The 25,871-nt window shown below is 68.7% G+C and carries 21 protein-coding genes and 2 tRNA genes; 12 read left to right on the forward strand and 11 right to left on the reverse strand.

Features of this window, described 5'->3' with window-relative positions; genetic code table 11:
- Window positions 1-130: 130 nt before the first annotated feature.
- A tRNA-Ser gene (locus M3195_RS00005) sits at window positions 131-219 on the reverse strand.
- Between the two features lie 72 nt (window positions 220-291).
- The gene (locus tag M3195_RS00010) at window positions 292-1,296 is read right to left on the reverse strand and encodes a LacI family DNA-binding transcriptional regulator (RefSeq protein ID WP_251583910.1); all 1,005 of its coding nucleotides are present in this window, start codon (window positions 1,294-1,296) and stop codon (window positions 292-294) included.
- Window positions 1,297-1,440: 144 nt separating this feature from the next.
- Between M3195_RS00010 and rhaI the strand changes: the two genes are divergently transcribed.
- The 9 genes from rhaI (at window position 1,441) to M3195_RS00055 (ending at window position 12,792) form a co-directional block, all read left to right on the forward strand.
- Window positions 1,441-2,607 carry an L-rhamnose isomerase gene (gene rhaI, locus M3195_RS00015; protein ID WP_251583919.1) on the forward strand — a complete coding sequence of 389 codons (1,167 nt, stop codon included), beginning with the start codon at window positions 1,441-1,443 and terminating at the stop codon, window positions 2,605-2,607.
- Window positions 2,604-4,130 carry a sugar ABC transporter ATP-binding protein gene (locus tag M3195_RS00020; protein WP_251583921.1) on the forward strand — a complete coding sequence of 509 codons (1,527 nt, stop codon included), beginning with the start codon at window positions 2,604-2,606 and terminating at the stop codon, window positions 4,128-4,130. Before rhaI ends, M3195_RS00020 begins: the two co-directional genes overlap by 4 nt.
- Entirely contained in the window at window positions 4,127-5,158 is a 1,032-nt protein-coding gene (locus M3195_RS00025; RefSeq protein ID WP_251583923.1) for an ABC transporter permease, read from the forward strand. Before M3195_RS00020 ends, M3195_RS00025 begins: the two co-directional genes overlap by 4 nt.
- Window positions 5,151-6,236 (forward strand): ABC transporter permease, encoded by a 1,086-nt coding sequence (locus M3195_RS00030; RefSeq protein ID WP_251583928.1) that lies wholly within the window; start codon window positions 5,151-5,153, stop codon window positions 6,234-6,236. The genes M3195_RS00025 and M3195_RS00030 overlap by 8 nt, the downstream gene beginning before the upstream one ends.
- A gap of 25 nt (window positions 6,237-6,261) precedes the next feature.
- Entirely contained in the window at window positions 6,262-7,317 is a 1,056-nt protein-coding gene (gene rhaS, locus M3195_RS00035) for a rhamnose ABC transporter substrate-binding protein (RefSeq protein ID WP_251583934.1), read from the forward strand.
- Between the two features lie 91 nt (window positions 7,318-7,408).
- A complete protein-coding gene (locus M3195_RS00040; protein WP_251583935.1) occupies window positions 7,409-8,854 on the forward strand; it encodes an L-fucose/L-arabinose isomerase family protein in 1,446 nt (481 codons plus the stop codon).
- Window positions 8,854-9,246, forward strand: a complete 393-nt coding sequence (locus tag M3195_RS00045) for an L-rhamnose mutarotase (RefSeq protein ID WP_251583936.1) — start codon at window positions 8,854-8,856, stop codon at window positions 9,244-9,246. Before M3195_RS00040 ends, M3195_RS00045 begins: the two co-directional genes overlap by 1 nt.
- Window positions 9,243-11,279, forward strand: coding sequence for a bifunctional aldolase/short-chain dehydrogenase (locus tag M3195_RS00050; RefSeq protein ID WP_251583937.1), 2,037 nt, complete (start codon window positions 9,243-9,245; stop codon window positions 11,277-11,279). Before M3195_RS00045 ends, M3195_RS00050 begins: the two co-directional genes overlap by 4 nt.
- 112 nt (window positions 11,280-11,391) lie before the next feature.
- Window positions 11,392-12,792, forward strand: coding sequence for a rhamnulokinase (locus M3195_RS00055; protein WP_251583938.1), 1,401 nt, complete (start codon window positions 11,392-11,394; stop codon window positions 12,790-12,792).
- A gap of 106 nt (window positions 12,793-12,898) precedes the next feature.
- Here M3195_RS00055 and M3195_RS00060 read toward each other — a convergent pair whose 3' ends face one another.
- The gene (locus tag M3195_RS00060) at window positions 12,899-15,187 is read right to left on the reverse strand and encodes a glycoside hydrolase family 3 C-terminal domain-containing protein (RefSeq protein WP_251583941.1); all 2,289 of its coding nucleotides are present in this window, start codon (window positions 15,185-15,187) and stop codon (window positions 12,899-12,901) included.
- Window positions 15,188-15,279: 92 nt separating this feature from the next.
- On the opposite strand from M3195_RS00060, the gene M3195_RS00065 reads away from it, so the two are divergent.
- Window positions 15,280-15,861 carry a TetR/AcrR family transcriptional regulator gene (locus M3195_RS00065; RefSeq protein WP_251583943.1) on the forward strand — a complete coding sequence of 194 codons (582 nt, stop codon included), beginning with the start codon at window positions 15,280-15,282 and terminating at the stop codon, window positions 15,859-15,861.
- A gap of 30 nt (window positions 15,862-15,891) precedes the next feature.
- Here M3195_RS00065 and M3195_RS00070 read toward each other — a convergent pair whose 3' ends face one another.
- From M3195_RS00070 to serS, 4 genes are all read right to left on the reverse strand, one after another.
- Entirely contained in the window at window positions 15,892-17,142 is a 1,251-nt protein-coding gene (locus M3195_RS00070) for an LCP family protein (RefSeq protein ID WP_251583945.1), read from the reverse strand.
- A gap of 50 nt (window positions 17,143-17,192) precedes the next feature.
- A tRNA-Ser gene (locus M3195_RS00075) sits at window positions 17,193-17,277 on the reverse strand.
- Between the two features lie 42 nt (window positions 17,278-17,319).
- Complete coding sequence (locus tag M3195_RS00080) at window positions 17,320-18,138, reverse strand: HAD family hydrolase (RefSeq protein WP_251583947.1); 819 nt, start codon at window positions 18,136-18,138, stop codon at window positions 17,320-17,322.
- A complete protein-coding gene (gene serS / locus M3195_RS00085) occupies window positions 18,135-19,418 on the reverse strand; it encodes a serine--tRNA ligase (protein ID WP_251583949.1) in 1,284 nt (427 codons plus the stop codon). The genes M3195_RS00080 and serS overlap by 4 nt, the downstream gene beginning before the upstream one ends.
- 74 nt (window positions 19,419-19,492) lie before the next feature.
- Here serS and M3195_RS00090 point away from each other — a divergent pair, with 74 nt between their 5' ends.
- A complete protein-coding gene (locus M3195_RS00090) occupies window positions 19,493-20,491 on the forward strand; it encodes a diacylglycerol/lipid kinase family protein (RefSeq protein ID WP_251583951.1) in 999 nt (332 codons plus the stop codon).
- Between the two features lie 23 nt (window positions 20,492-20,514).
- Here M3195_RS00090 and M3195_RS00095 read toward each other — a convergent pair whose 3' ends face one another.
- The 3 genes from M3195_RS00095 to M3195_RS00105 all read right to left on the reverse strand — a co-directional run bounded on the left by M3195_RS00095 (window position 20,515) and on the right by M3195_RS00105 (window position 23,028).
- On the reverse strand, window positions 20,515-21,240 hold the full coding sequence (locus M3195_RS00095; RefSeq protein WP_251583953.1) for a hypothetical protein: 726 nt from the start codon (window positions 21,238-21,240) through the stop codon (window positions 20,515-20,517).
- Between the two features lie 63 nt (window positions 21,241-21,303).
- Window positions 21,304-22,764 (reverse strand): cardiolipin synthase, encoded by a 1,461-nt coding sequence (gene cls, locus M3195_RS00100; RefSeq protein ID WP_251583955.1) that lies wholly within the window; start codon window positions 22,762-22,764, stop codon window positions 21,304-21,306.
- Between the two features lie 90 nt (window positions 22,765-22,854).
- Window positions 22,855-23,028, reverse strand: coding sequence for a hypothetical protein (locus M3195_RS00105; protein WP_179297466.1), 174 nt, complete (start codon window positions 23,026-23,028; stop codon window positions 22,855-22,857).
- A 112-nt stretch (window positions 23,029-23,140) separates the two neighbouring features.
- On the opposite strand from M3195_RS00105, the gene M3195_RS00110 reads away from it, so the two are divergent.
- Window positions 23,141-24,253 carry a DUF4192 family protein gene (locus M3195_RS00110; RefSeq protein ID WP_251583957.1) on the forward strand — a complete coding sequence of 371 codons (1,113 nt, stop codon included), beginning with the start codon at window positions 23,141-23,143 and terminating at the stop codon, window positions 24,251-24,253.
- A gap of 9 nt (window positions 24,254-24,262) precedes the next feature.
- Here the strand turns inward: M3195_RS00110 and lysS are convergent, their stop codons facing one another.
- Complete coding sequence (lysS, locus tag M3195_RS00115; RefSeq protein ID WP_251583959.1) at window positions 24,263-25,789, reverse strand: lysine--tRNA ligase; 1,527 nt, start codon at window positions 25,787-25,789, stop codon at window positions 24,263-24,265.
- Between the last annotated feature and the right edge of the window lie 82 nt (window positions 25,790-25,871).

The raw sequence follows: 25,871 nt of genomic DNA on the forward strand, positions 1-25,871 counted from the left end.
ATCAGCCTCGGCACCGGCGAGCTCCTCGCCGAATACACCCTCGACCCCACCAAGAACTACCAACGAAAAAACGGCTGAACCCCCGAAACCGGGGGTTCAGCCGTTCACGATGTCCTGAGACATCACACTGCGGAGACGAGGGGATTTGAACCCCTGGTCCCCGTAAGGGGACTCCACCTTAGCAGGGTGGTGCACTAGGCCGGACTATGCGACGTCTCCAGGCATCCGCTCCGTGAAGACCGGATGCACCTAGCCATCGTAACGGATTCCGGGCGGGCGCACGAACCGCGCTCACGACCCCAGGGACGAGGCCCTCGCGACGAGTTCGGGTCGGAAGATCGACTTGGCCGCACCGAGCCCACTCCCCCGCGCACCGGAGAGCAGGAGGTCCACCGCGGTCGACCCGATGAGAGCCGCGGGTTGACGCACGGAACTCAGCGGGATGACGGCTGCCGCTGCGAAGTCGATGTCGTCGTAGCCGATCAGGGCGATGTCCTGCGGCACACGGGCATCACCCGTCATGACGAGGCTCTGCAGCACGCCGAGAGCGAGCAGGTCGTTGGCGGCGAAGACCGCATCGGGTCGCCGGTCGGAAGTCCGATCCAGGATCTGCCTACCCGCGCGCCGCCCTTCTTCGACTGTGAGCGCGCCGGTCGCGATGAACTCAAGACCCAGACCCGCCTCCCCAGCCACAGACTGCGCGCCGCGGAGCCGATCCGACACCTGGCGCAGCGTCACGGGTCCTCCCACGAATGCGACGCGCCGACGCCCCATCTCGAGCAGGTGCTGCATCGCCACCCGCCCGCCCTCGTTGTCGTCGACGGCGACTGCGGCGAATCGGGCGTCCTGCGATTCGCGGTCGACAAGCACGACCGGTGTGCCGCGCTCCTGTATCCGCTCGAGGCGCGGCACTGATTCGCCGACGGGCGTCACCAGCACTCCAGCGACCCGCTGCTCCTCGAAGAGGTCCAGGTGGCGCGCTTCACGCTCGGCCTTCTCGTCGCTGTTCGCCACGAGTACCGCGAGTCCGTGAGCATCGGCCCGCTCCTCCGCACCACGCGCGATCTCAGCGAAGAACGGGTTGCGGATGTCGAGTACAACGAGGCCGATGGTGCGGCTGCGACCTGCCCGCAGCTGGCGAGCCGCGTCATTGCGGACGAAACCCAGGAGGTCGATCGCCGAATGCACGCGCTGGACGGTCTCGGCTGACACCTTCTCTGGACGGTTCAGGACGTTCGAGACCGTCCCGACCGAGACGCCCGCTCGTTCGGCGACCTCGCGGATACTGACCGCCATGACCCTCCCGGATTGGATGAAACGACTCAACATCGCACCCTCAGGTTTTCATGCATGCTTGACAGCGGTCAACCCATGCCTTAGCTTCGTCTCAGAGTCGAATTGAATCGATTCATTCTGCACCGCGACGACAAGGTAGTCATCATGAGCATCCTCTCCTCAGCGCACTTCAACACCCTGGAGGCGCAGAGCATCGAACTCCCGAGCTGGGCGTTCGGGAACTCTGGGACGCGCTTCAAGGTGTTCGGCACCCCCGGAACGCCGCGCGACCCGTGGGAGAAGATCGCCGACGCCGCGCAGGTGCACAAGCACACGGCTCTGGCACCCAGGGTCGCCCTGCACATCCCCTGGGACCTCGTCGACTCCTTCTCCGACCTGCGCAAACACGCCGAGGACCACGGGGTGGAGCTCGGCACCATCAACTCCAACACCTTCCAGGACGACGACTACAAGTTCGGGGCTCTCACCCACGAAGACGCCGCGATCCGCCGCAAGGCGATCGACCACCACCTCGCCTGCATCGACGTCATGGATGCCACGGGCAGCCGCGACCTCAAGATCTGGCTGGCCGAAGGCTCGAACTATCCCGGCCAGGCCGACATGCGCGGACGTCAGGACCGCCTGCATGAGTCGCTCCAGGAGATCTACGCGCAGCTCGGCGACGATCAGCGCCTGGTGCTCGAGTACAAGTTCTTCGAGCCGGCGTTCTACCACACCGACGTCCCCGACTGGGGAACCTCCTACGCGCAGGTCAGTGCACTCGGCGACAAGGCCATGGTCTGCCTCGACACCGGGCACCATGCACCCGGCACCAACATCGAGTTCATCGTGATGCAGCTGCTGCGCCTCGGAAAACTCGGATCGTTCGACTTCAACTCTCGCTTCTACGCCGACGACGACCTCATCGTGGGCGCAGCGGACCCGTTCCAGCTGTTCCGCATCCTCTTCGAGGTCGTGCGCGGCGGCGGCCTGAACAACCCCGACGTGGCGTTCATGCTCGACCAGTGCCACAACATCGAAGACAAGATCCCCGGTCAGATCCGGTCAGTGCTGAACGTGCAGGAGATGACGGCGCGCGCGCTTCTCGTCGACCGCGAGGCGCTGACCGCCGCGCAGAAGTCCGGCGACGTCCTCGCCGCGAACGCCATCTTCATGGACGCGTTCTACACGGACGTGCGTTCGGCCCTCGCCGAGTGGCGCGAGGGCCGTGGCCTTCCCGCCGACCCGATGAAGGCCTACGCCGAGTCGGGATACCAGCAGAAGATCGCCGCCGACCGCGTCGGCGGGGTGCAGGCGGGGTGGGGCGCATGAGCGCGGCATCGACGTCTGATCAGCAGCCGCTCCTCTCACTGCGCGGCGCGGCGAAGACCTTCGGCCCCGTCGTTGCCCTGGCGGACGGCACCGTCGAGCTGCGCCGCGGCGAGATTCACGCCCTCGTCGGCGAGAACGGCGCCGGCAAGTCCACTCTGGTGAAGATCCTCGCCGGCCTGCACCATCCCGACGCGGGCGAGTTCCTCGTCGACGGTACGCCGGTCTCGTTCCGCACGGTGGCCGACAGCAAGGCGGCGGGCATCTCGGTGATCTACCAGGAGCCCACGCTCTTCCCCGACCTCACGGTCGCGGAGAACATCTTCATCGGGCGCCAGCCCCGCGGCCGCCTGGGACTCATCAACCGGTCGGCCATGCGTCGCGCGGCCGAGCGGCTCTTCGACCGGCTCGGGGTATCGATCGACCCCGACCGCCCCGCCGAGGGACTGTCCATCGCGGACCAGCAGCTCATCGAGATCGCGAAAGCCATCTCGATCGATGCCCGTGTCCTCATCATGGACGAACCGACAGCGGCCCTGTCGGGCACCGAGGTCGATCGTCTCTTCGGGGTGGCTCGTGCACTGCGCGACAACGGAGCCGGCATCCTCTTCATCTCCCACCGCTTCGACGAGATCTTCGCGCTCACGGACCGCATCACGGTCATGCGCGACGGCCGGTACATCCGCACCCACGACACGGCCGACGCCACGGTGCCCCAGATCGTCCGCGAGATGGTCGGGCGCGACATCGATCAGCTGTTCCCGAAGGAAGAGGCGCAGATCGGCGGGGTCGTGCTCGACGTGTCCGGCCTGTCGCGCACAGGCGTCTTCCACGGCATCGATCTCCAGGTGCGGGCGGGAGAGATCGTCGGTCTTGCCGGACTCGTGGGAGCCGGACGCACCGAGGTCGCTCGTGCGGTGTTCGGCATCGACCCCTACGATGCGGGCTCCGTCAGCGTGAACGGCGCGCGATTGCGGGGCGGAGACCCCCAGGCCGCTATCGACGCCGGCATCGGGTTCGTCCCGGAGGACCGTCGCAGACAGGGCCTCGTCATGGACCTGTCGGTCGGACGCAATCTGACCCTCACGCTCCGTCACGCTCTCAGTCGCGGCGGTCTGATCGATCGCCGGGCGGAGAGACGAGCCGTCGAGGAATGGTCGACGAGACTGCAGGTGAAGACCGGCTCGCCGGAGTTCGCGGTCTCGACCCTCTCCGGGGGCAATCAGCAGAAGGTCGTCCTCGCCAAATGGCTGGCGACGGCCCCCCGCCTGCTCATCGTCGACGAACCGACGAGGGGCATCGACGTCGGCACCAAGGCCGAGGTGCATCGCCTCATCTCCGATCTCGCCGGACGAGGCATCGGGATCCTGATGATCTCTTCCGAGCTGCCCGAGGTGCTCGGCATGGCGGACCGCGTCGTCGTCATGCGCGAAGGCCGCATCACCGCCCAGATCGCCCGCGCCGACGCGACCCCTGAACGCGTCATGCATGCGGCGACCGCCGACACTCTGGAGATGGCCGAATGACCGCCGTAGCCGTCCGCGATGACGCACGACCCACCCGTCGCTCGCCGATCGTCACCGCCCTGCGTCGCCGCGAGACGCCTGTCGCTGCCGCTCTCGTCGTGCTCGTGCTCGTTACATACGCCGCCAACCCGTTGTTCCTGAGTCAGCAGGGCGTGAAGGACCTGCTGCTGAACGCCACGATCATGGTGATCCTCGCCGTCGGCCAAGCGATGGTGATCTTCACCCGCAACGTCGACCTCTCCGTCGGATCGATCCTCGGCCTCGTCGCGTTCCTCACCGGGACGCTGTTCGCGCAGGTCGACGGCATCCCGATCCCGGTGGTGTTCCTCGCGGGCCTGGTACTCGGCGCGGTGCTCGGCGCGATCAACGGCCTTCTGGTCACCGTCGCCGGGGTGCCTGCCCTGGTGATCACCCTCGGCACTCTGTACGTGTACCGCGGGATCAACAACGCCTGGGCCGGCGGTACGCAGTACTTCGCGGGAGATCGCCCGGATGCCTTCGGCGCGCTGGCTGTCGACACGCTGCTCGGGTTCCCTCTCATCACTCTCCTCGCACTCGCTGTCGTGATCGCTGTTGGCATCTACCTGTCAGGGACCCGCTCGGGCAGGGACCTCTATGCGATCGGCTCCGACCCCGACGCCGCCCGGGTCTTCGGCATCCCGGTATCGCGTCGCGTCATGACAGCGTTCATCGTGAACGGTCTGCTCGCGGGCCTCGCCGGCGTCCTGTACGCGGCTCGCTTCAACTCCGTGGGCGCCACGACCGGCACCGGCATGGAGCTCGACGTGGTGGCGGCGGCCGTGGTCGGTGGCGTCGCGATCTTCGGTGGCAGCGGCTCTGTGGCCGGTGCCGCGATCGGCGCGGTGCTACTCACGACGATCACAAGCGCCCTGACCGCTCTGCGCGTCGACAAGTTCTGGCAGCAGGCCGTGGTCGGCATCCTGATCCTCGCGGCGATCCTCATCGATCGCATCGCCGCCGTCCGCACCGCACGCAAGCTCCGACTGAGTGAGGCCCGAGATGTCTGAGTCCGCACCCACCACCGCCGTGATCGCCGCCGGCGTGCTCGAGACAGAACCGCACGGGCGCACGGGTCTGACCCGCCTGTTGCTGGGGCGCCCCGCTATCATGATCTATGCGCTGCTCGTGACCGTCGTCGTGGCGATGGTCTCGATTCCCCGCTTCGCGTCACCGGTGACGACGGGGTTCCTCCTCCTCGACGTCATCCCTGTGCTGCTGATCGCGATGCCGATGACGCTCGTCATCCTGACCGGCGAGATCGATCTGTCGGTCGCAAGCACGGCCGGGCTCACCAGCGCCGTGATCGGCGTGCTGTGGCAGGCGGGTCTCGACATCTCGCTCGTCCTCCTGCTCGGGCTCGTCGTCGGCACCGTCGCAGGCGCCGTGAACGGCGCGCTCGTCGCGTTCGCGGGGCTGCCGTCTCTCGCCGTCACGATCGGCACACTCGCGCTGTTCCGCGGCCTCGCCCTCGTCGTGATCGGCGACAACGCCGTGGCCGACTTCCCGTCGGAGCTCACCGCGTTCTTCACGTCCAAGCTCGGTGTCACCGGCATCCCCACCGTGATGATCGGGGTGGCGCTGGTAGTGGTGTTCTTCGCGGTCCTGCTCCACCTCACGCCGTTCGGCCGGGCGCTCCCTGCCATCGGCTTCAGCAAGGAGGCCGCGCGCTTCGTGGGCATCAAGGTCGCGCAGGCGAAGTTCTGGCTCTTCGTCGGCACGGGCTCCGTGTCCGCGCTCGCCGGCATCTATTGGACTCTGCGCTACTCCAGCGCGCGCTCCGACAACGCCAGCGGACTCGAGCTCGCAGTGATCGCAGCCGTCCTCCTCGGCGGGGTATCGATCTTCGGCGGCCGCGGCACCATCCCCGGTGTCGTCGCCGGCGTGCTGCTGATCGGCGTGGTCAACTACGCGCTCCGCCTCGGCCGCGTCTCGGAGGTCGTGCTCATCATCGTCACCGGCTCGCTGCTGATCGCCTCGGTGGTCGCACCGAGCATCGGCCAGTACCTCAGCACCGCGCGCCATGACCGGCGCGTACGCCGACAGCTTCCCCGCGCCGCCGGCACGGGGCATGTGCGCGCCTCGTAGTGGGCGCACCAGGAAAGGAAGAAACATGCAGTGGATCCGCACCCGCTCAGGACGACGTTGTCTCTCGGGCATCGCAGCTCTCACCGGCATCGCGCTGATCGCCACCGGATGCGCCGCCGGCGCGTCGGACGGCGGTGATGGAGGCTCTGGTGCCGACGGTGAACAGACCATCACCTTCATCCCGAAGCAGCTCAACAACCCGTACACCGACGTCGTGCTCGGCGGCGGCGAGGACGGCGCGACGGCTGCGGGGTTCGCCGACAGCCAGGTGGTCGGCCCTCTCGACGCGAGCGCCTCCAGCCAGGTGTCGTTCATCAACGCCGAGACCCAGGCCGGGACGAACGTCATCGTGATCGCCGCGAACGACCCCGATGCCGTCTGCCCCGCCCTCGAAGAGGCGCGAACGGGCGGAGCGAAGATCGTCGCCTTCGACTCCGACACGAACCCCGATTGCCGCGACCTCTTCATCAGCCAGGTCGTCGCGAAGGACGTCGCACTGATCCAGGTCGAACTGATCGCAGAGCAGATCGGCGGCTCGGGTGAGATCGCGATCCTCTCCGCGACCGCCAACGCCACGAACCAGAACGAGTGGATCAAGTACATCGAGGAGGAGCTCGAGTCGAACCCCGACTACGCCGACATCACGCTCGTGGCGAAAGTGTACGGCGACGACGACGACACGAAGTCCTTCCAGGAGGCGCAGGGTCTGCTGCAGGCGCATCCGAACCTCAAGGGCATCATCTCGCCGACCACGGTCGGCATCGCGGCGACGGCCCGCTATCTCTCGACCTCGGAGTACAAAGGCAAGGTCGCGCTGACGGGTCTCGGCCTGCCGAACGAGATGCGTCCGTTCGTCAAGGACGGCACGGTGTCCGAGTTCGCGCTGTGGGACCCGGCTCAGCTGGGCTACGTCGCCGCCTTCGCCGGCAAGGCTCTCGCCGACGGCGACATCACCGGTGCCGAGGGCGACACGTTCGAGGCAGGCGACCTCGGCGAGCGCGAGGTCGGCGCGGACGGCACAGTCATCGTCGGTCCTCCGACGGTCTTCAACGCCGACAACATCGACGACTACGACTTCTAGTCGTCACCCGCTGCGGCTCTCCGTCGAGAGCCGCAGCGGTCCCGTCCGATTTTCTCGCGGCGCGCGACGCGCCTGACCGAAGGAAGAACCCATGTCGCAGTCCCCGTCATCGGCGCTCGCCGATCTCCTGCCGGCGAAACAGCGCCGCCGGCCTCGCATCGGCCTGGTCGCCGGGGGCCTCGGCACGTACTGGCCGCAGTTCCCCGGGCTCCTCCCCCAGCTGCAGGAGTCTTCCCGCTACGTCTCGGAGCGATTCCAGGCGATGGATGCCGATGTGGTCGACGTCGGCTTCATCTCCGATGCTCAGGAGGGCGCGGCGGCGGGTGAGACGCTGCGCGCCGCAGACTGCGACCTCATCGTCCTGTTCCTCACGACGTATCTGACATCCTCCATGGTGCTCCCGATCGCTCAGCGCGCGGGCTCCCCCGTGCTCGTGATCGACCTGCAGCCGACCGAGAAGATGGATCATGCCTCGTTCGACACCGGAGCGTGGCTCGCGTATTGCGGGCAGTGCCCCGTCCCCGAGGTCGGCAACGTATTCCGCCGCGCGGGGATCGAGTTCCGATCCGTGTCCGGGTGGCTGCGTCAAGAATCCGCGTGGGCGCGCATCGAGAGATGGATCAACGCAGCGCACATCCGCGCCGCACTGCGGCACGCCCGCCACGGGCTGATGGGACACCTGTACCCGGGGATGCTCGACGTGTCGACCGACCTCACCCTCCTGCCGACGACATTCGGCTCGCACGTCGAGGTACTCGAGTTCGACGACCTGCGCGTGCGGGTCGATGAGGTCACCGAGACCGAGGTGCGGGAGCGGATGCAACTGGCCACGGAGATCTTCACCCTCGACGAGTCGGTCAAGGACGAGGACTTCGCCTGGGGCGCACGGGTCTCGGTCGGCCTCGACCGACTGGTCGACGATCTTGAACTCGATTCGCTCGCGTACTACCACCGCGGGTGGGGCGGTGAGCTGCACGAGCGGCTCGGCGCAGGCATGATCCTCGGCGCCTCCCTCCTCACCGCGCGCGGCATCCCCGCGACCGGCGAGTACGAACTCCGCACCACGGTCGCGCAGCTCGCCACGCAGGTCATCGGCGCCGGAGGATCGTTCTGCGAGATCCAGGCCCTGAACTTCGACGACGGCGTGGTGGAGATGGGACACGACGGCCCGGCACACCTTGCCGTGTCGAGCCGCGATCCGCTCCTCCGCGGCCTCGGGGTATATCACGGCAAGCGCGGTTGGGGGGTGTCCGTCGAGTTCGACGTGCAGCCCGGCCCCGTGACGCTGCTCGGCCTCGGGCAGGACCGCGACGGATCGCTGTCGTTCGTCGCCTCGACCGGCACCGTCGTATCCGGCCCGCTGCTGGAGATCGGTAACACGACGAGCCGGGTTGACTTCGGCAGGGATCCGGGAGAGTGGGTCGACGCCTGGTCGGCCACCGGCATCGGCCACCACTGGTCGCTCTCCATCGGAGCGCGGGTCGAGGACTACCGCGCGGCAGCGTCGCTGCTCGGCATCGACTTTCGGGAGGTGTGATGCAGCGCGCCTGCTTCCTCCTCCGCGTTCGCCCCGAGCGCATGGACGAGTACCGAGAACGGCATGCCGCAGTATGGCCCGACATGCTGCGCGCGCTGACTCGTTCCGGATGGACCAACTACTCGCTGTTCCTCGCTCCGGATGGGCTGCTCGTCGGATACTTCGAGTCAGAGGACGTCGATGCAGCCATCGCCGCCATGGGCGAGACCGACGTCAACACCCGCTGGCAGGCCGACATGGCCCCGTTCTTCGTGGACGACGGTTCCGGCACGGGTCCGACGTTCCTGCCCTCCGTCTTTCACCTCGAGCAACAGCTGGACGCCCTGCCCACCGACGACCCCGCACGGCCGTACACGACGCCGTCCGCATCCGGCCTGGAGGACAACGCATGACGAACCCCACCGCCGCCGCTCTGATCGAGCGGTCGAACCGCCTGGGCGCCGACCCGAAGAACACGAACTACGCCGGGGGCAACACCTCGGCGAAGGGCACCGAGACCGACCCGGTCACCGGACAGCCGGTGGAGCTGCTGTGGGTCAAGGGCTCGGGCGGCGACCTGGGCACCCTGACCGAGCAGGGCCTCGCGGTGCTGCGCCTCGACCGCATGCGCGCGCTCGTCGACGTGTACCCGGGCGTGGAGCGCGAAGACGAGATGGTCGCCGCGTTCGACTACTGCCTGCACGGCAAGGGCGGCGCTGCGCCGTCGATCGACACCGCTATGCACGGGCTGGTGGACGCCGCGCACGTCGACCACCTCCACCCCGACGCGGGCATCGCGATCGCGACCGCTGCGGACGGGGAGACGCTGACGTCGACCATCTTCGGCGACAGGGTCGTGTGGGTTCCGTGGCGCCGTCCCGGCTTCCAGCTCGGCTTCGACATCGCCGAGATCAAGGCGCAGAACCCGCAGGCGGTCGGCTGCATCCTCGGCGGTCACGGCATCACGGCCTGGGGCGACACCTCGGAGGAGTCCGAGAGGAACTCGCTGTGGATCATCGACACCGCGGCCGCGTACATCGCCGAGCACGGAGCGTCGGAGCCCTTCGGCGGGGTGCGCGCCGGCTTCGAGGCGCTGGCCGAGGGCGAGCGTCGCGAGCGTGCTGCGGCCCTCGCCGGAACGATCCGTGGGATCGCGTCGACCGACAAGCCCATGGTCGGCCACTTCACCGATTCCGACGTCGTGCTCGACTTCCTCGCGTCCGAGAAGGCGCCCGCGCTGGCGGCCCTGGGCACGAGCTGCCCCGATCACTTCCTGCGCACGAAGGTCAAGCCGCTAATCCTGGATCTGCCGGCCACCGCGTCGGTCGAGGAGCAGGTCACGCGCCTGCACGAGCTGCACGCCGAGTACCGCGCCGACTACCAGGCGTACTACGACGCACATGCGACTGCCGAATCACCCGCGATCCGCGGTGCGGACCCGCTCATCGTGCTGATCCCCGGCGTGGGCATGTTCTCGTACGGCGCGAACAAGCAGACCGCGCGCGTCGCCGGCGAGTTCTACGTCAACGCGATCAACGTGATGCGCGGCGCCGAAGCGGTGTCGACGTACTCCCCCATCTCCGACGCCGAGAAGTTCCGCATCGAGTATTGGGCGCTGGAGGAGGCCAAGCTGCAGCGGATGCCGAAGCCGAAGACGCACCAGGGCCGCATCGCGTTCGTCACGGGCGCGGCGTCCGGCATCGGCAAGGCCATCGCCGCACGCCTCGCCGCCGAAGGCGCGTGCGTCGTCGTCGCCGACCTCGACCTGGAGAAGGCGCAGGCCGCGGCGGCAGAGCTCGGCACCCCCGACGTCGCGATCGGGGTGGCGGCGAACGTCGCGGATGCGGATGCCGTGCAGGCCGCTCTGAACGAGGCGGTGCTCGCGTTCGGCGGCGTCGACCTCGTCGTCAACAACGCAGGACTGTCGCTGTCGAAGCCGCTGCTGGAGACCACCGAGAAGGACTGGGACCTGCAGCACGACGTCATGGCCAAGGGCTCGTTCCTCGTGTCGAAGGCCGCAGCCCGCGTGCTGATCGACCAGAAGCTCGGCGGCGACATCATCTACATCTCGTCGAAGAACTCCGTGTTCGCCGGCCCGAACAACATCGCCTACTCCGCGACCAAAGCCGACCAGGCGCACCAGGTGCGACTGCTCGCCGTCGAGCTCGGCGAGTTCGGCATCCGCGTCAACGGCATCAACCCCGACGGCGTCGTGCGCGGCTCCGGCATCTTCGCCTCCGGCTGGGGAGCGAACCGCGCCGCCACCTACGGCGTCGCCGAAGAGGACCTCGGCCAGTTCTACGCCAACCGCACGATCCTCAAGCGCGAGGTCGTGCCCGAGAACGTCGCCGACGCCGTGTACGTGCTCACCGGCCCCGAGCTGTCCCGCACGACGGGGCTCCACATCCCCGTCGACTCCGGCGTCGCGGCCGCGTTCCTGCGATGAGCGTCTCCCTTCGCCGACCCACCCCTCTCTGTGCGAGCCACCCTTCTCTGAACCGCAGATACGGGGGTCGCTCGCGCGCGAGAGGGTGGCTCAGCACTGATGGGGTATGCCCATGACTGTCCGCGCGGTCGCGGCCGTCGACCTCGGGGCGACGAGCGGACGCGTCGTGATCGGTCGCATCGGCGACGGACGGCTCGACCTCGAGCTCGTGTCGCGGTTCCCGAACGGCCCGGTGGAGCGTGAGGACGGCCTGCACTGGGACTTCGGCCGCCTCTATGAGCACGTCGTGGAGGGTCTGGCGGAAGCGGTCCGCCGCGAGCCCGCGATCGAGAGCATCGGCATCGACTCCTGGGCGGTCGACTACGGTCTGATCTCCGCCGGTGAGCTGCTCGCGGAGCCGTTCCACTACCGCGACGACCGCACGGCTACCGGAGTCGATGAGGTGCACGCGGTCGCGCCCTTCGCGGAGCTCTATCAGCGCAACGGTCTGCAGTTCCTTCCGTTCAATACGCTGTACCAGTACCGGGTCGACGCACGACTGCGCGAGGCGGACCTGGCTCTCCTCATCCCCGACCTCATCGCGTACCTCCTCACGGGTTCCGCGGTGGCCGAGCGCACGAACGCCTCGACGACGGGGCTCCTCGGGGTGGAGACGGACGAGTGGGACGAGAAGCTGGCTGATCGGCTCGGCATCCCCTCGAGCATCCTGCCTCCTCTCGTCGACCCCGGCACCGTGATCGGCGCCCTGCGCCCGGAGGTCGCGGAGCGCATCGGCGCGGCGCTGCCGGTGATCGCGGTGGGTTCGCACGACACCGCATCCGCCGTCGTCGCGGTGCCGCTCGCGTCGCCGAACTCGGCGTACATCTCGTGCGGCACCTGGGGCCTCGTCGGGGTGGAGCTCACGGAGGCCGTGCTGACGGATGCCGCCCGCGAGGCCAACTTCACGCACGAGCTCGGCGTCGACGGGCGATATCGATTCCTGCACAACGTCACCGGCCTGTGGCTGCTCAGCGAGACGGTGCGCGCGTGGGAGGCCGAGGACGGCGCAGCGATCGACCTGCAGTCGCTGCTCGATGCGGCATCGCGGGTCGGGAGCGACGTGCCACTCTTCAACGCGAACGACTCCTCGCTGAGCGCTCCGGGCGACATGCCCGCGCGCATCGCCACCCTTCTCGGTGACGCTGCGCCTCTCACCCGCCCGGCCTTCGCGCGGTCGATCGTGGAGTCGATCGCCGCCGCGTTCGCCGACGCGGTCCGCACCGCGGAGGGGCTCACGGGTCGTGAGGTCGACAGCATCCACCTCGTCGGCGGGGGCTCGCTCAACCGCCTGCTGTGCCAGGCGACGGCGGATCGCACCGGCCTACCGGTCCTCGCCGGACCGGTGGAGGCGACGGCGCTCGGCAATGTCCTCGTGCAGGCGCGCTCTCTCGGCGCCGCTCCCGCGATGCTCGAGGAGCTGCGCGAGCTCGTCGCCGCAACTCACCCCCCGACGCGGTACACCCCGCGCCTCTGACCTTCCCTACCACCGAAACCCACCTCGCGCGTCGAAACCCACCTCGAGCGACGTCGCGGACGGTGGGTTTCGACGCGCGTGGTGGGCCTCGGCGCGAAGGAGAGCGTCAGCCCCGCGGCAGCGAGCCGGCGTTCGCGCCGGCGAGCAGCTGCTCGATCTGCTCATGCGTCACGTCGACACCGGGGAAGCCGATCAGCCGCCCGATCGGGAACGACGCCATCATCTTCTGCATGGCCTCGTGGTTGGGCATCATGGATGCCGCCGAGGAGTCTGCTCCGGTGAGGCCGCCCATCAGCCCGCCGAGCGCCTGCATGACGATCGGCCCAGCCACCGGATGCGACACCACGTCGCCGATCGACGAGTTCATGGACAACGGCAACGACACCTCGTCGCCCTCGACCTCGACGATCGCGAGGCAACGGATGTCGCGGCTCGACGCGGCCACCTCGACGGTATAGTCACCGCCCTCGACGACCCAGCGGTCGACCCGGACGTCCCAGTAGGCGAGGTCCTCGCGGCGCACGACGAGCTCCACCGTGCGCGTCTCCCCCGCGGCGAGCGGCACCGACGAGAACGCCTTCAGCTCACGCGGCGCTCGCTGCACGGCCGACCGCACCGGAGCGACGTACACCTGGACGACCTCGCGCCCGTCGCGGTCCCCGCCGTTCGTCACGTCGACGCGCACGGTCACATTGCCGTCATCTGCGACGGATGCCGTCGCGGCGCCGTACGAGAAGGTCGTGTACGAGAGTCCGTGCCCGAACGGGAACGTCACGTCGAGCCCCTTCGAGTCGTACCAGCGGTAGCCGACGAGGATGCCCTCGCCGTAGCGCACGTGCCCGAACTCTCCGGGGAAATTGCCGTACGACGGGTTGTCCTCCAGTCGCACGGGAACGGTCTCGGTGAGCTTGCCCGACGGGTTCACCGCGCCGTAGAGCACGTCTGCGACCGCTCCGCCGCCGGCCTGACCCAGCAGCCAGCTCTCGACGATCGCGGGCACCCGGTCGGCGAACGGGAGCGCGACGACGCCGCCGTTCGACAGCACGACGACCGTGCGCGGATTCGCCTCGACCACGGCATCCAGCAGCGCGAGCTGGACGGCGGGAAGGTCGATATGGTCACGGTCGAAGCCCTCGGACTCCTCCGCGGCGGGCAGTCCGAGGAACACGACGGCCACCTCGGCGGCCTGCGCGGCGGCGACGGCTTCGGACCGCAGCTCGTCGTCGGAACGCCCGGATGCCGCGATCGCGCCGCCCTCGACCGCGAACCCCGCGGCGTACGAGACGCGGTCCCCGCCGACGGCGCGCAGTCCGTCGAGGGCAGTGTCGACGCGCGTCGGGTTGATCAGCGAGGAGCCTGCACCCTGGAACCGGGACTCGGTCGCGAACGCTCCGATCACGGCCACGCTCTGCTCGGGGGCGAGCGGCAGCACGGCATCCTCGTTCTTGAGCAGCACGATCGACCGTCCGGCCGCCTCGCGGGCGAGGGCGTGGTGGGCGTCCACGTCGAGCGGCCCCTGCACGGCATCCCGCGCCTGCGCCTTGTTCACGAGAGCGATCGCCCGGTCGGCGGCCACGTCGAGCACGCTCTCGTCGAGCTCGCCACCCCGCACGGCGGCGACGAGCTGATCATCCGTCCGCCCTCCCGACGAGGGCATCTCGAGATCGAGGCCCGCCGCGACGCCGGCGACGCGGTCGTTGACGGCGCCCCAGTCCGAGACGACGAGGCCGTCGAAACCCCAGTCGTCACGGAGCACCTGCGTCAGCAGCCACGGGTCCTCCGAGGCGTAGACGCCGTTGATGCGGTTGTACGAGCACATGACGGTCCACGGCTGCGCGTCGCGCACGACCCGCTCGAAGCCGCGCAGGTAGATCTCCCGCAGAGGCCGCGGGTCGACGTCGGAGCTCGCGCGCATCCGGTCGAACTCCTGATTGTTCGCGGCGAAGTGCTTGAGCGACGAGCCGACACCCTGCGACTGGATGCCGCGCACCGACACGGCACCGAGGACTCCGGAGACCAGTGGATCCTCTGAGAAGTACTCGAAGTTGCGGCCGCAGAGCGGAGAGCGCTTGATGTTGATGCCGGGGCCGAGCACGACCGCGACGTTCTCGATCGCGGCCTCCACGCCGATCGCGGCGCCGACGCGCTCGACGAGTTCGGGATCGAAGGAGGAACCGATGCCGACCGCCGGCGGGAAGCACGTGGCCGGCACGCTGCTGGCGAGACCGAGGTGGTCGGTGGCGTCCGCCTGCTTGCGGAGTCCGTGCGGACCGTCGGTCATCATGATCGACGGCAGGCCTACGCGGTCGACGCCCTTCGTGGTCCAGAAGTCCGCGCCGCTCGTGAGCGAGGCCTTCTCCTCGAGGGTGAGGTCTGATGCCGAGGTGTCGGTCATGGTCGTCCTTTCGCGGCGACGGCGCTGTCCTCCGAAAACCATACGACAGTCAGTATTGGAATTCAAACAACATTCAGGATTAGGGTCGAGGGATGGCACGACGAGGTTCATACGCGAAGGGCGTCGCCCGGCGGCAGGAGATCCTGGAGAGCACCCTGGACGTCATCGGACGCACCGGCTACCGCAACGCGTCCCTCAAGCAGATCGCCGAGGCGGTCGGAGTCACGCCCGCCGCGCTGCTGCACTACTTCGGATCGAAGGAAGAGCTCTTCACCGAGGTGCTCCGCACGCGCGACGACCAGGACGAACGGTCCCCGCGCATCCATGAGTCCGTCGACGCGAAGGCGGCTTTCCTCGACGTCATCCGCCACAACACCGAGGTCCCCGGCGTCGTCGAGCTGTTCTCACGCCTGGCGGTGGATGCCGCCGATCCCGATCACCCCGCGCACGCATACTTCCTGCAGCGCAGCGAACGACTGCGGGGTAGCATCGCCGCGGCATTCCATGGGGACGCGGCAACACGGGCGGCGCTCGACGCGGACACCACCGCGCGCATCGTCCAAGCCGTCGCCGACGGCCTGCAGCTGCAGTGGCTGATCGATCCGTCCGTCGACATGCCCGGCATCCTCGAAGCACTCATGGACGTGCTGTACCCGCCGACGGTCGAGCGCTGACCTCGGACCCGCGAGGGCCGCCGGCGCGGGTCAGCGGACGTTGCCGTTGGAGCAGGTCTGCTGCGCGGCGGAGTTGCCCTTGATCGAGTTCGGGAGCGCGACGACGTTCGTCGGCTCCTCGGTCGCCGGGGCGGTCGCGGCGGGGTCGGGCACCGCCGGATCCTGCGGTGCCGGGTCCGTCACGACGACACCGTCGTTCGCGGTGTTCTCGTGCGTCACCTGCAGCTGCGCGTTCTGATTGATCGCATCCCACATGGCCTGGGCGGCGGACTTGTTGGGGACGACCTTGTTCGGGTTGTCGGCGTCCGTCCCGGTCGGGTACTGCAGGAACACGATGTCCTCGAACGGCACCGACTTCACGGCCAGGGCGATCTGCGCGATCATCGTGGGGTTGGCGAGCGAGGTGCTGGTCTCCATGTTGCTGAGGCCGGTGTTCGCGAGCTTGAGCATCATCGGGAAGTTGCCGAGCGTGTCGCTGCTGATCAGCTTGCGCACGAGGCTCGACATGTACTGCTGCTGGTTGCCGATCCGGCCGAGGTCGCTGCCGTCGCCCACGCCGTGCCGGGTGCGCAGGAACTGCAAGGCTTCGAGACCCTGGACCGTGTGGGTCCCCGCGGCCATGTCGAGGCCCGTGTACTTGTCCTTGATGGGGTTGGCGAGGCAGACGTCGACGCCGCCGATCGCGTTGGTGATCTCGATCACGCCGCCGAACGTGACAGAGGCCGCGAACTGGATCTCCTGCCCGGTGAGCTGCGTGATCGTCTTCGCGACGCAGTTCAGGCCGCCGTCGGTGTACGCGGTGTTGAGCGGCTGCTTGCTCATCGCCGAGTGCATATTGCCCTCGTCGTCCTCGCAGGCGGGGATGCCGAGCATGAGGTCGCGCGGAAAGCTCACCACGGTGATGCGGCGCGGCTCCTCCGAGACATGGACGAGCAGGTTGACGTCGTTGAGCGTGCCCTCGGAGTCCGGGCCGTCGCACCGCGCGCCGAAGTACTGCGCGTAGGCCTCTTCGCAGGTGTCGACGCCGGTGAGAAGCAGGTTGAACCCGCCCTTGTACTCGCCGATGTCGGGGGGAAGCTCCTCCGTGCCCTCCAGCTCGACGGCATTCGCGCTCACAGTGCTCGTCAGGTCGTACGCGACGTACGCCGCGACGCCGAGACCGCTCACGAGGACGACCGCGAGGCCGATGGCGATGAACTTGAGGAGCTGGCTGACCGCACCCGGGGTGCGCTGCTGTCCGTGCCGTGCGAGGGTACGGCGGCGGCGGGTGTGGGGACTCACTCGGGGCCTTTCGGTTCAGCGTCTCGGTGCGGCGACACCGTGCTTCGAAGCGGAGGGTGTGGGATTCGAACCCACGAGACATCTCTGCCCACTGGTTTTCAAGACCAGCTCCATCGGCCGCTCGGACAACCCTCCCGACAGACGAATCCGCCGACAAGCCGTGAGTCTAGCCGAGTTCTATTCTCCCGCGCTGACCTGGGCGGCCGCTGGAAGCGTGTTCAGCGCGTCGGCGAGTCCACCGTCCTCGACATCGGCCGTCGTCTCCCCCGCCGCGGCCTTCACCTCGTGGGGCGCCTGACCCATGGCGACGGCGCGTCCGCCGATCTCCTGCGCCCACGTGAACATGCCGATGTCGTTGCGGCCGTCTCCCGCGACGAGCACCCGGTCTCCGCCGAAACCGAGCCGGGCGCGCACGCGCTCGAGCGCGGTCCCCTTGTCCACGCCCTGCGGCGCGATGTCGAGCCATGCCGTCCAGCCGATCGCGTACGACACCTCGTTCAGGCCCGCGTCGGCGACGAGACGGTGGAAGTCCTCCTCATCGTGGCCGGGAGAGACCACCACGACACGCGAGACCGGTTCGGCGACGAGCTCTTCGAACCCGACCTGACGACCGCCGTCGAGGGTCCAGTCGTCGAGGTGCTCGGTGTAGAGCCGCTGACCCGAGGCGAGCTCCACCATGTATCGCGCCTCGGGCAGACGCGCCCGCAGCAGCGCCAGCACGGGCGACGCGTCGAACGTCTCGATGTGCCAGCGCTCCCACTCTTCTCCGACGCGGCGCATCGTGACAGCGCCGTTCGAGCACACCACGTACTCGGGGGTGAGACCCAACAGGTCGACGTACCGCTCGGTGGCGTTCCAGCTGCGGCCGGTCGCGATGGTGACCTCATGCCCGGCGTCGCGCAGGCGCGCGACGGCCTCGGGCACGCCCGGACTCATCGACTCGTCTTGCAGCAGGATCGTGCCGTCGACGTCGAGACCGACGAACCAGGAGGTCATGCGGTCGGCTCCAGCACCTCGAGCCCGCCCAGGTACGGGCGCAGCACCTCGGGCACGCGGACGGATCCGTCGGCCTGCTGGTGCGTCTCGAGCAGCGCGACGATCCACCGTGTGGTCGCCAGCGTGCCGTTGAGGGTCGCGACGGGGTGGGTCTTCGCCTGCTGCCCTTCCTCCGCAGCCGGGCGGTACCGCACGTCGAGGCGTCGAGCCTGATAGGTCGTGCAGTTCGAGGTCGACGTGAGCTCGCGGAACGCGCCCTGGGTGGGGACCCACGCCTCGATGTCGTATTTGCGCGCCGCGCTGGATCCGAGATCGCCCGCCGCCACGTCGATGACCCGGTACGCGAGGCCGAGCGAGGTCAGCATCTCTTCCTGCAGCGCGACGAGGCGCAGGTGCTCCGCCTCTGCCTCCTCGGGGCTTGTGTAGACGAACATCTCGAGCTTGTTGAACTGGTGCACGCGGATGATGCCGCGAGTGTCCTTGCCGTGCGACCCCGCCTCGCGCCGGTAGCAGGTGGACCAGCCCGCGTAGCGGAGCGGTCCGCCGCCGAGGTCGACGATCTCGTCCTTGTGGTACCCGGCGAGCGCGACCTCGCTGGTGCCGACGAGGTACAGGTCGTCGTCCTTGTCGAGGTGGTAGACCTCGTCGGCGTGCTCGCCGAGGAAGCCGGTGCCCTGCATGATCTCGGGGCGGACGAGTGTGGGCGTGATCAGCGGCACGAAGCCGTTCTGCAGCGCCTTGTCGAGGGCGAGGTTCATGAGGGCGATCTCGAGACGCGCGCCGATCCCGCGCAGGAAGTAGAACCGCGCGCCGGAGACCTTCGCGCCGCGCTCCATGTCGATCGCTCCGAGGATCTCGCCGAGCTCGAGGTGATCGCGCGGTTCGAAGTCGAACGCGGGCACCTCGCCCACGCGGCGCAGTTCGACGAAGTCGGCCTCACCGCCGGCCGGCACGCCGTCGATCACGACGTTCTCGATGCGCGCGAGCGCTTCGGCCGCCTTCTCGGACGCCTCGTTCGAAGTCTGCTGGGCCTGCTTGACGCGGTCGGCGAGGTCCTTGACCTGAGCGACGAGTGCGGCCTTCTCCTCCTTCGGAGCCTTCGCGACCTGCTTGCCGAACGCATTCTGCTCGGCTCGGAGATCCTCGAAGGCGGCGAGCGCCGCTCGGCGCGATCGGTCGGCCTCGAGTGCGGCGTCGACGGTGCCCTGGTCGTTGCCACGGGCGGCCTGAGAACGGCGGACGATCTCCGGGTTTTCGCGGAGGAGTGCGAGGTCGATCATCCACCAAGTCTATGGCGAGTCCCGGGCGCGTCAGTGCGGCGGGAGGCCGCTCCGCGCGGCGTTAGAGTAGCGCCATGACGAAGAGCTCCCCGGCCCGGCGACAGGCCGCTCTCGTCTACAACCCCATCAAGGTCGCCGAGAGGGATCTGCGCGCGCGGGTGCGTGAACTCTCGAAAGAGGCAGGGTGGGAGCACCCCGCGTTCTATCCGACGACGATCCAGGATGCCGGGCAGCGCGCGACCGCTCAGGCGATCGAGCGCGGGGTCGACGTCGTCCTCGTCGCCGGCGGGGACGGCACCGTGCGGGCCGTCGCAGAGACCATCGCCGGCACCGGCGTGCCGCTGGCGATCCTGCCGAGCGGCACCGGCAACCTCCTCGCCCGCAACCTCGGGCTCCCTCTCGCCGGTCCTGACGACATGATCAGGGCTGCGCTGGGCGATTTCCGGCATCCGATCGACATCGGCTGGGCGCGACTCACGCGCGAGAACGGCGACGAGGAGGAGCATGCGTACGTCGTGCTCGCCGGCATCGGCCTCGACGCCGACATGATCGCGAACACCCGCCCCGATCTCAAGCGCTCGGTCGGGTGGATCGCCTACGTCGACGGCGCGGCGCGCTCGCTCGTGACGGCGGAGCCCTTCCGGGCGGTGTTCCAGATCGACGACGGACGCCTGCACACCACCAAAGTGCACAGCATCCTCTTCGCGAACTGCGGCACGTTGCCCGCCGGGATCGCGTTGATCCCCGACGCGTCGATCACGGATGCCACGCTCGACCTCGCGGTGATCCAGCCGACTGGCGTGCTGGGCTGGCTGGGCGTGTGGCGCAAGATCTGGTGGGACAACTCGGTGCTGCGGCGTTTCCGAGCCGGGCGCCGCGTGCTCGACCGCCGTGGCAAGGACGCCTCTGTGCACTACTTCCGAGGCACGATAGCCGAAGCAGCGGCGAACCGGCCGACGCCCATCGAGCTCGACGGCGATGAGTTCGGCTCAGCCGTGCGCATCACGTGCCGGGTCGATCCGGGAGCCCTGCTGCTCGCCCTCCCGGCGGGGCATCCGGTCTCGTCGCTCTGACGCAGCCGGTGCCGCGCTGTGCGTCAGCCGCGGACCTGCACGGTGCCGTCGAGCGAGTCACCCACGAGCGTGAGCGTGAAGTCCTCGTCGTCGATCGCGTCGTCGTCGAAGGCGAGAATGGTTCCGCGAGGCGCCATGTCCATCGTGCACATCCGCTCGGGGTCGGTCGCGAACGTCACCGTTCCGGTGTTCCCCGACCCCTCGATGCTGTCGACCACGGGCGGGCAGCCCGACGAGCCCCAGGTGAGGAGCACGAGCGAGGAGTCGTCGAACCAGCCAGCCGAAGGTGTGTACTCGGTGGGTGACCCGGGCGTCGCGGTGAAGGCCGCGTCGCCCGCCAGGTCGACGTCGTCCCGAAGTTCGCCGTAGGTCACGTTCAGCGTGATGTCCTGCGTGGGGTCGACGCCCTCGGGAAGGGTGCCGAGGCTGGCACGCTGCGTCATGTCGGCGGTGCAGACCTCATCGGCATCCGAGTCGACGAGCGACACCGTGACGGTCTGCCCGTCGGCGCTCACCTCGTCGACCTGTGGGATGCAGGTGGACGACCCCCAGGTCACGACCGCGAAGGACCGCCCCTCATCGAGGATCGTGCCCTCCATCTCGTCGAACTCCTCGGAGGTGCCGGGACCCGAGGACGGATCGGACGTGGTCTGCCCGGCCCCCGCACCCGGCCCGGTTGTGCACCCGGCGAGAAGCAGCACGGCGGCGAGGGCGGACACTGTGGCGGTGACGAGCCTGGGGGAGGTCATGCTCTCAGGCTAGCCACGGAGAAAGTGGCCGGAAAGGACCGTTGACGAAGTGCGGCCGAGCCGTTACTGCAGCGCCGACGTGAGTCGCGCGAGGTTGTCGAGCACCGTGGAGCGCAGCGGCTGCTGCATCCACTCGTCGAGGGTGAGCTCGCGGCTGAGCGCCCGGTACTCGTCCTCGACCTCGCGCATCTCGGCTACGAACTCCTCGCCGCGCACGAGCATCGACACCTCGAGGTTGAGGCCGAACGACCGCATGTCCATGTTGCTGGAGCCGATGACGGCGACCTGGTCGTCGATCGTGAGGCTCTTGGTGTGCAGGATGAACGGCTTGCGGTACATCCAGATGCGCACGCCCGCCCGCAGCAGCGCCTCGTAGTAGCTGCGCTGGGCGTGGTAGACCATGGCCTGGTCGCCCTCCTCGGAGACGAACAGCTCCACCTCGACGCCGCGGTCGACCGCGGCTGTGACCGCCAGGAGCAGCGCTTCGTCGGGCACGAAGTAGGGGCTGACGATCATGATCTTCTGCTTGGCCGCGTACAGCAGGCCGAGGAAGAGACGCAGGTTGTTCTCGACCTCGAACCCGGGTCCCGACGGCACCACCTGGCAGTCGAGGTCTCCCGATCCCGGCTCGGCATGCGAGATGTCGATCTCCTGCAGCACCTCGTCGGTCTCGCTGTACCAGTCGCTGAGGAAGATCGCGTTGACGCTCAGCACGACCGGCCCGTCGATGCGCACCATGAGGTCGACCCAGTGCAGCCCGCGCTTGATGTTCTTGGGCAGGTTGTACGTCGAGTCGGTGACGTTCTGGGAGCCGAGGAACGCGACCTTGCCGTCGACGACGAGGAGCTTGCGGTGATTGCGCAGATCAGGCCGCTGCATCCTCCCCTTGAACGGCTGCACCGGCAGCATGAGGTGCCAGTCGGCGCCCATGCGGTTGAGGCGCTTGATCGTGGCCTTGTAGCGGGGCTTCCACCTGTTCGCCCAGTGATCGAGCAGGACGCGTACGTGCACGCCCCTCTCCGCGACCTCTTCCAGCGCGCGGAAGAAGTTGTCGGTCGATGCGTCGGACTGGAGGATGTAGAACTCGACGTGCACGTAGTCCTGTGCCGTGCGGATCGCGTCGGCCATCGCGTCGAGCGATTCCTGATACCCGCCGATCAGGTGCGCGCCGTTGTCACCGGAGATCGGGAGGGCACCGAGTCGGTGGTTCATCTCGACGAGCGGTGGGAACCAGCTCGGCGCATCGGGACGCAGGGTGCCGAAGTGCAGGTGCTCACTGGTCTCGGCGATGTACTCGTTGATCTGATCCTGCTTGCGGCGGCGCGCACGCGGCAGCCGGGGGTTGCCGATCAGGATGAAGAGGAAGACGCCGACGAACGGGATGAAGAACACCGCCAGCAGCCACGCCATGGCGGCGGTCGGGCGGCGATTGCGCGGGATGACGATGATCGCGGTGATGCGGATCGCCAGATCGAGTAGCAGGAGGAAGCCGGTGATCCACCAGCCCCAGCTCTCGGTCGTCATCGCTCCCTCTCGGCCCGCAGCGGGGATCGCGGGGAGCGGATGCTCGACCCGGTGTCTTCGCTACACAGTAGCCGATGGGTCGGACGTCGCTCAGGGGCGCGGGGGCAGTCCACGTGCGGCGCGCTCCTCGGCCTCGATGCGCGCATGCACCTTGCGCTCGGTGCGGTCGAACCGGAGGATCCCGCGGAGCACGAAGAAGAACACGACGCTCACCCCGATGGTCGGGAGGATCGACCAGGCGACCGCGAGCCAGAAGTTCTCCATCCCTCCATGGTACGCGAGCCACCGTTCCTGCACATTCGACGAGTCTGGGAGATCCGGCCCGCCGCCTGTGGAATCGCCCCGCAGCCGGCGGACGCTCGACCACACTCGGCGCATGACCACCGTGCTCCACGCCTCCAGCTCCGCCGATTTTCTCCGCATCGTCCCGTCGCTCGCCGGCTTCACGCCGCGCGAGAGCCTCGTGCTGGTGCCTTTCCATGCGACCCGCACCACGGGAGCCATGCGGCTCGATCTCCCCCGCGGCGAGGTCGACCTCTCCGAGTACGCCGACACCGCCGTCGCCCTCGTCGCCAGGGTGGAGAGGACGGATGCCGTGGCCGTCGTCGTCTACACGGACGACGACGCCCAGGTCACGCGGGACGGTGTCGTGCTGCCCTTCGCGGTCGAGGTCGACGTGGTGTTGGGGTGCGCGGCGGATGCGGGGCTCGACATCGTCGACGCCCTGTGCGTGATTCCGTCGGGGTGGTCGAGCTATCTCGTCGACGAGCCGGAGCTCGAGGAGTTCGACCACGAGTCTCCCCCGCCAGTGCTCGGGATCGGCGACGTGTCGGGCGACCAGTGCGCGGGTGCCGACCTCCCTGCGACGGACTTCGCGGAGCGCGAGCGAGTCGGGCGCGCACTGCTCCGGATCAGCGAGCTGCTCGACCGCGACACGGCGCCCACCGCCCGCGACGACCCGCAGGCACTCGCGGCAGTCCTGCTGCTCGACGACGTCCCGGTGTTCTTCGAAGCCGTGCTCGCGATGCGCGAGGAGCTGCCGACCTTCGCCACGGCCGCGCTGCTCTGGTGCCTCGACAGGCCACTGCTTCGCGATGTCGCCATCACGCAGTGGGCGACCGACGTCGTCGGCGGCGTGCGCACGCTCGACGCGCAGCTGGAGTTCGCCGACGACCGCACGGCCGTGCCCGACGATCTCGGCGAGGTGTTCCTCGGGCGCGGTCCTCGCCCCGATCCCGATCGCCTGGAGCAGGCGCTGACAGTCGTCCGTGCGGCGGCGACCCGCGCGCCACGCGCGTCCCGACCGGGGCCCCTCACCGCAGCGGCATGGCTGTCGTGGGCGCTCGGCCGGTCCAGCCATGCCGGTCGGTACCTCGACATGGTCGGTGAGATCGATCCCGAGTACAGCCTCGCGCAGCTCCTCGCGACCATGATCGGCGCGGCGGTGCTGCCCGAGTGGGCGTTCCGTCGCGGCGAGTCGGCGGCCTGAGTGCGCGTTCTACTTGACGAGCGGGAACAGGATCGTCTCGCGGATCCCGAGGCCCGTGATCGCCATGAGCAGACGGTCGATACCCATGCCCATACCGCCGGACGGTGGCATGCCGTGCTCGAGGGCACGCAGGAACTCCTCGTCGACCGGCATGGCCTCGACGTCACCGCGGGCCGCGAGCTTCGCCTGCTCGACGAAGCGCTCCCGCTGGATGACGGGATCGACGAGCTCGGAGTATCCCGTCGCGAGCTCGAAGCCGCGGATGTAGAGGTCCCACTTCTCGACGACGCCCTCGATCGAGCGGTGCTCACGCACGAGTGGAGACGTGTCGACGGGGAAGTCCATCACGAAGGTCGGGCGCACGAGATCGGGCTTCACGAAGTGCTCCCACAGCTCCTCGACGAGCTTGCCGTGCGTGGCCTGCGCCGGCAGGTCGACGCCGTTCTCCTCGGCGAAGGCGATGAGGTCGTCGACCGAGTCCTGCGGAGTCACGGTGCGACCGGAGGCCGCCGAGAGCGAGTCGTACATCGAGATGCGGTCCCACTCGCCGCCCAGGTCGTACTCGGTGCCGTCGGCCCACGTCACGGTCGTCGAGCCTGCGACGGCGATAGCCGCCCGCTGCACCAACTCCTGGGTCAGCTCGGCCATCTGCCGGTAGTCACCGTACGCCTGGTACGCCTCGAGCATCGCGAACTCCGGACTGTGCGTGGAGTCGGCGCCCTCGTTCCGGAAGTTGCGGTTGATCTCGAAGACCCGCTCGATGCCGCCGACGACGGCGCGCTTGAGGTAGAGCTCGGGCGCGATGCGCAGATAGAGCTCGGTGTCGAACGCATTCGAGTGCGTGACGAATGGACGGGCGGAGGCACCACCGTGCTGGACCTGCAGCATGGGGGTCTCGACCTCGAGGTAGTCGTGCCCGGCGAACGTCGCACGCAGACTGGCGTTGACCGCGGCGCGGGCGCGCACGGTGGTCCTCGCCTGCTCGCGCACGATCAGGTCGAGGTAGCGGCTGCGCACGCGGCCCTCCTCGCTCAGCTCGGCGTAGGCGTTCGGGAGCGGGAGTATGGCTTTCGAGGCGATCGCCCAACCGTCGGCCATGATCGACAGCTCGCCGCGGCGGCTGGAGATGACCTCGCCGTGCACGAAGACGTGGTCGCCCAGGTCGACGTACTCCTTCCAGTCGGCGAGCGATTCCTCGCCGACGTTGGCGAGCGAGATCATCGCCTGGATGCGCGATCCGTCGCCGGCCTGCAGCGTCGCGAAGCACAGCTTGCCGGTGTTGCGGCTGAACACCACGCGGCCGGCGACTCCGGCGCTCACTCCGGTCTCGGCTCCTGCCTCGAGGTCGCCGTACTCGGCGCGAAGCGCGGGGATCGTGTGCGTCACGGGCACGCCGACCGGGAACGCCCCGCCGCCGGCATCCGCGCGCTTCGCGATGAGTCGTTCGCGCTTGGCGAGTCGCACGGCCTTCTGCTCGTGCACGTCCTCGTCGGCGGCTTCGGTGGTCTGCTCGGGCGCGGCGGACGCGTCAGTCATTCGGGGCTCCTCGGAAAGTCGGTTCCAGTCTACCGAGGCAGGCGGAGCGCTCCGGGGCCGCCCGATCGCGGCATCGGAAAGA

Source organism: Microbacterium hydrocarbonoxydans, from assembly GCF_023715885.1.
GTDB lineage: Bacteria > Actinomycetota > Actinomycetes > Actinomycetales > Microbacteriaceae > Microbacterium > Microbacterium hydrocarbonoxydans_C.

Excerpts from the sequence above, each read along its gene's own strand:
- M3195_RS00025 (WP_251583923.1), top strand. The coding sequence starts at position 4,127 with ATGACCGCCGTAGCCGTCCGCGATGACGCACGACCCACCCGTCGCTCG.
- M3195_RS00095 (WP_251583953.1), bottom strand. The coding sequence starts at position 21,240 with ATGACCTCCCCCAGGCTCGTCACCGCCACAGTGTCCGCCCTCGCCGCC.
- M3195_RS00060 (WP_251583941.1), bottom strand. The coding sequence starts at position 15,187 with ATGACCGACACCTCGGCATCAGACCTCACCCTCGAGGAGAAGGCCTCG.
- M3195_RS00090 (WP_251583951.1), top strand. The coding sequence starts at position 19,493 with ATGACGAAGAGCTCCCCGGCCCGGCGACAGGCCGCTCTCGTCTACAAC.
- M3195_RS00040 (WP_251583935.1), top strand. The coding sequence starts at position 7,409 with ATGTCGCAGTCCCCGTCATCGGCGCTCGCCGATCTCCTGCCGGCGAAA.
- M3195_RS00110 (WP_251583957.1), top strand. The coding sequence starts at position 23,141 with ATGACCACCGTGCTCCACGCCTCCAGCTCCGCCGATTTTCTCCGCATC.
- lysS (WP_251583959.1), bottom strand. The coding sequence starts at position 25,789 with ATGACTGACGCGTCCGCCGCGCCCGAGCAGACCACCGAAGCCGCCGAC.
- M3195_RS00105 (WP_179297466.1), bottom strand. The coding sequence starts at position 23,028 with ATGGAGAACTTCTGGCTCGCGGTCGCCTGGTCGATCCTCCCGACCATC.
- M3195_RS00010 (WP_251583910.1), bottom strand. The coding sequence starts at position 1,296 with ATGGCGGTCAGTATCCGCGAGGTCGCCGAACGAGCGGGCGTCTCGGTC.
- serS (WP_251583949.1), bottom strand. The coding sequence starts at position 19,418 with ATGATCGACCTCGCACTCCTCCGCGAAAACCCGGAGATCGTCCGCCGT.
- M3195_RS00050 (WP_251583937.1), top strand. The coding sequence starts at position 9,243 with ATGACGAACCCCACCGCCGCCGCTCTGATCGAGCGGTCGAACCGCCTG.
- M3195_RS00030 (WP_251583928.1), top strand. The coding sequence starts at position 5,151 with ATGTCTGAGTCCGCACCCACCACCGCCGTGATCGCCGCCGGCGTGCTC.
- M3195_RS00080 (WP_251583947.1), bottom strand. The coding sequence starts at position 18,138 with ATGACCTCCTGGTTCGTCGGTCTCGACGTCGACGGCACGATCCTGCTG.
- M3195_RS00045 (WP_251583936.1), top strand. The coding sequence starts at position 8,854 with ATGCAGCGCGCCTGCTTCCTCCTCCGCGTTCGCCCCGAGCGCATGGAC.
- rhaI (WP_251583919.1), top strand. The coding sequence starts at position 1,441 with ATGAGCATCCTCTCCTCAGCGCACTTCAACACCCTGGAGGCGCAGAGC.
- rhaS (WP_251583934.1), top strand. The coding sequence starts at position 6,262 with ATGCAGTGGATCCGCACCCGCTCAGGACGACGTTGTCTCTCGGGCATC.
- M3195_RS00020 (WP_251583921.1), top strand. The coding sequence starts at position 2,604 with ATGAGCGCGGCATCGACGTCTGATCAGCAGCCGCTCCTCTCACTGCGC.
- M3195_RS00055 (WP_251583938.1), top strand. The coding sequence starts at position 11,392 with ATGACTGTCCGCGCGGTCGCGGCCGTCGACCTCGGGGCGACGAGCGGA.
- cls (WP_251583955.1), bottom strand. The coding sequence starts at position 22,764 with ATGACGACCGAGAGCTGGGGCTGGTGGATCACCGGCTTCCTCCTGCTA.
- M3195_RS00065 (WP_251583943.1), top strand. The coding sequence starts at position 15,280 with ATGGCACGACGAGGTTCATACGCGAAGGGCGTCGCCCGGCGGCAGGAG.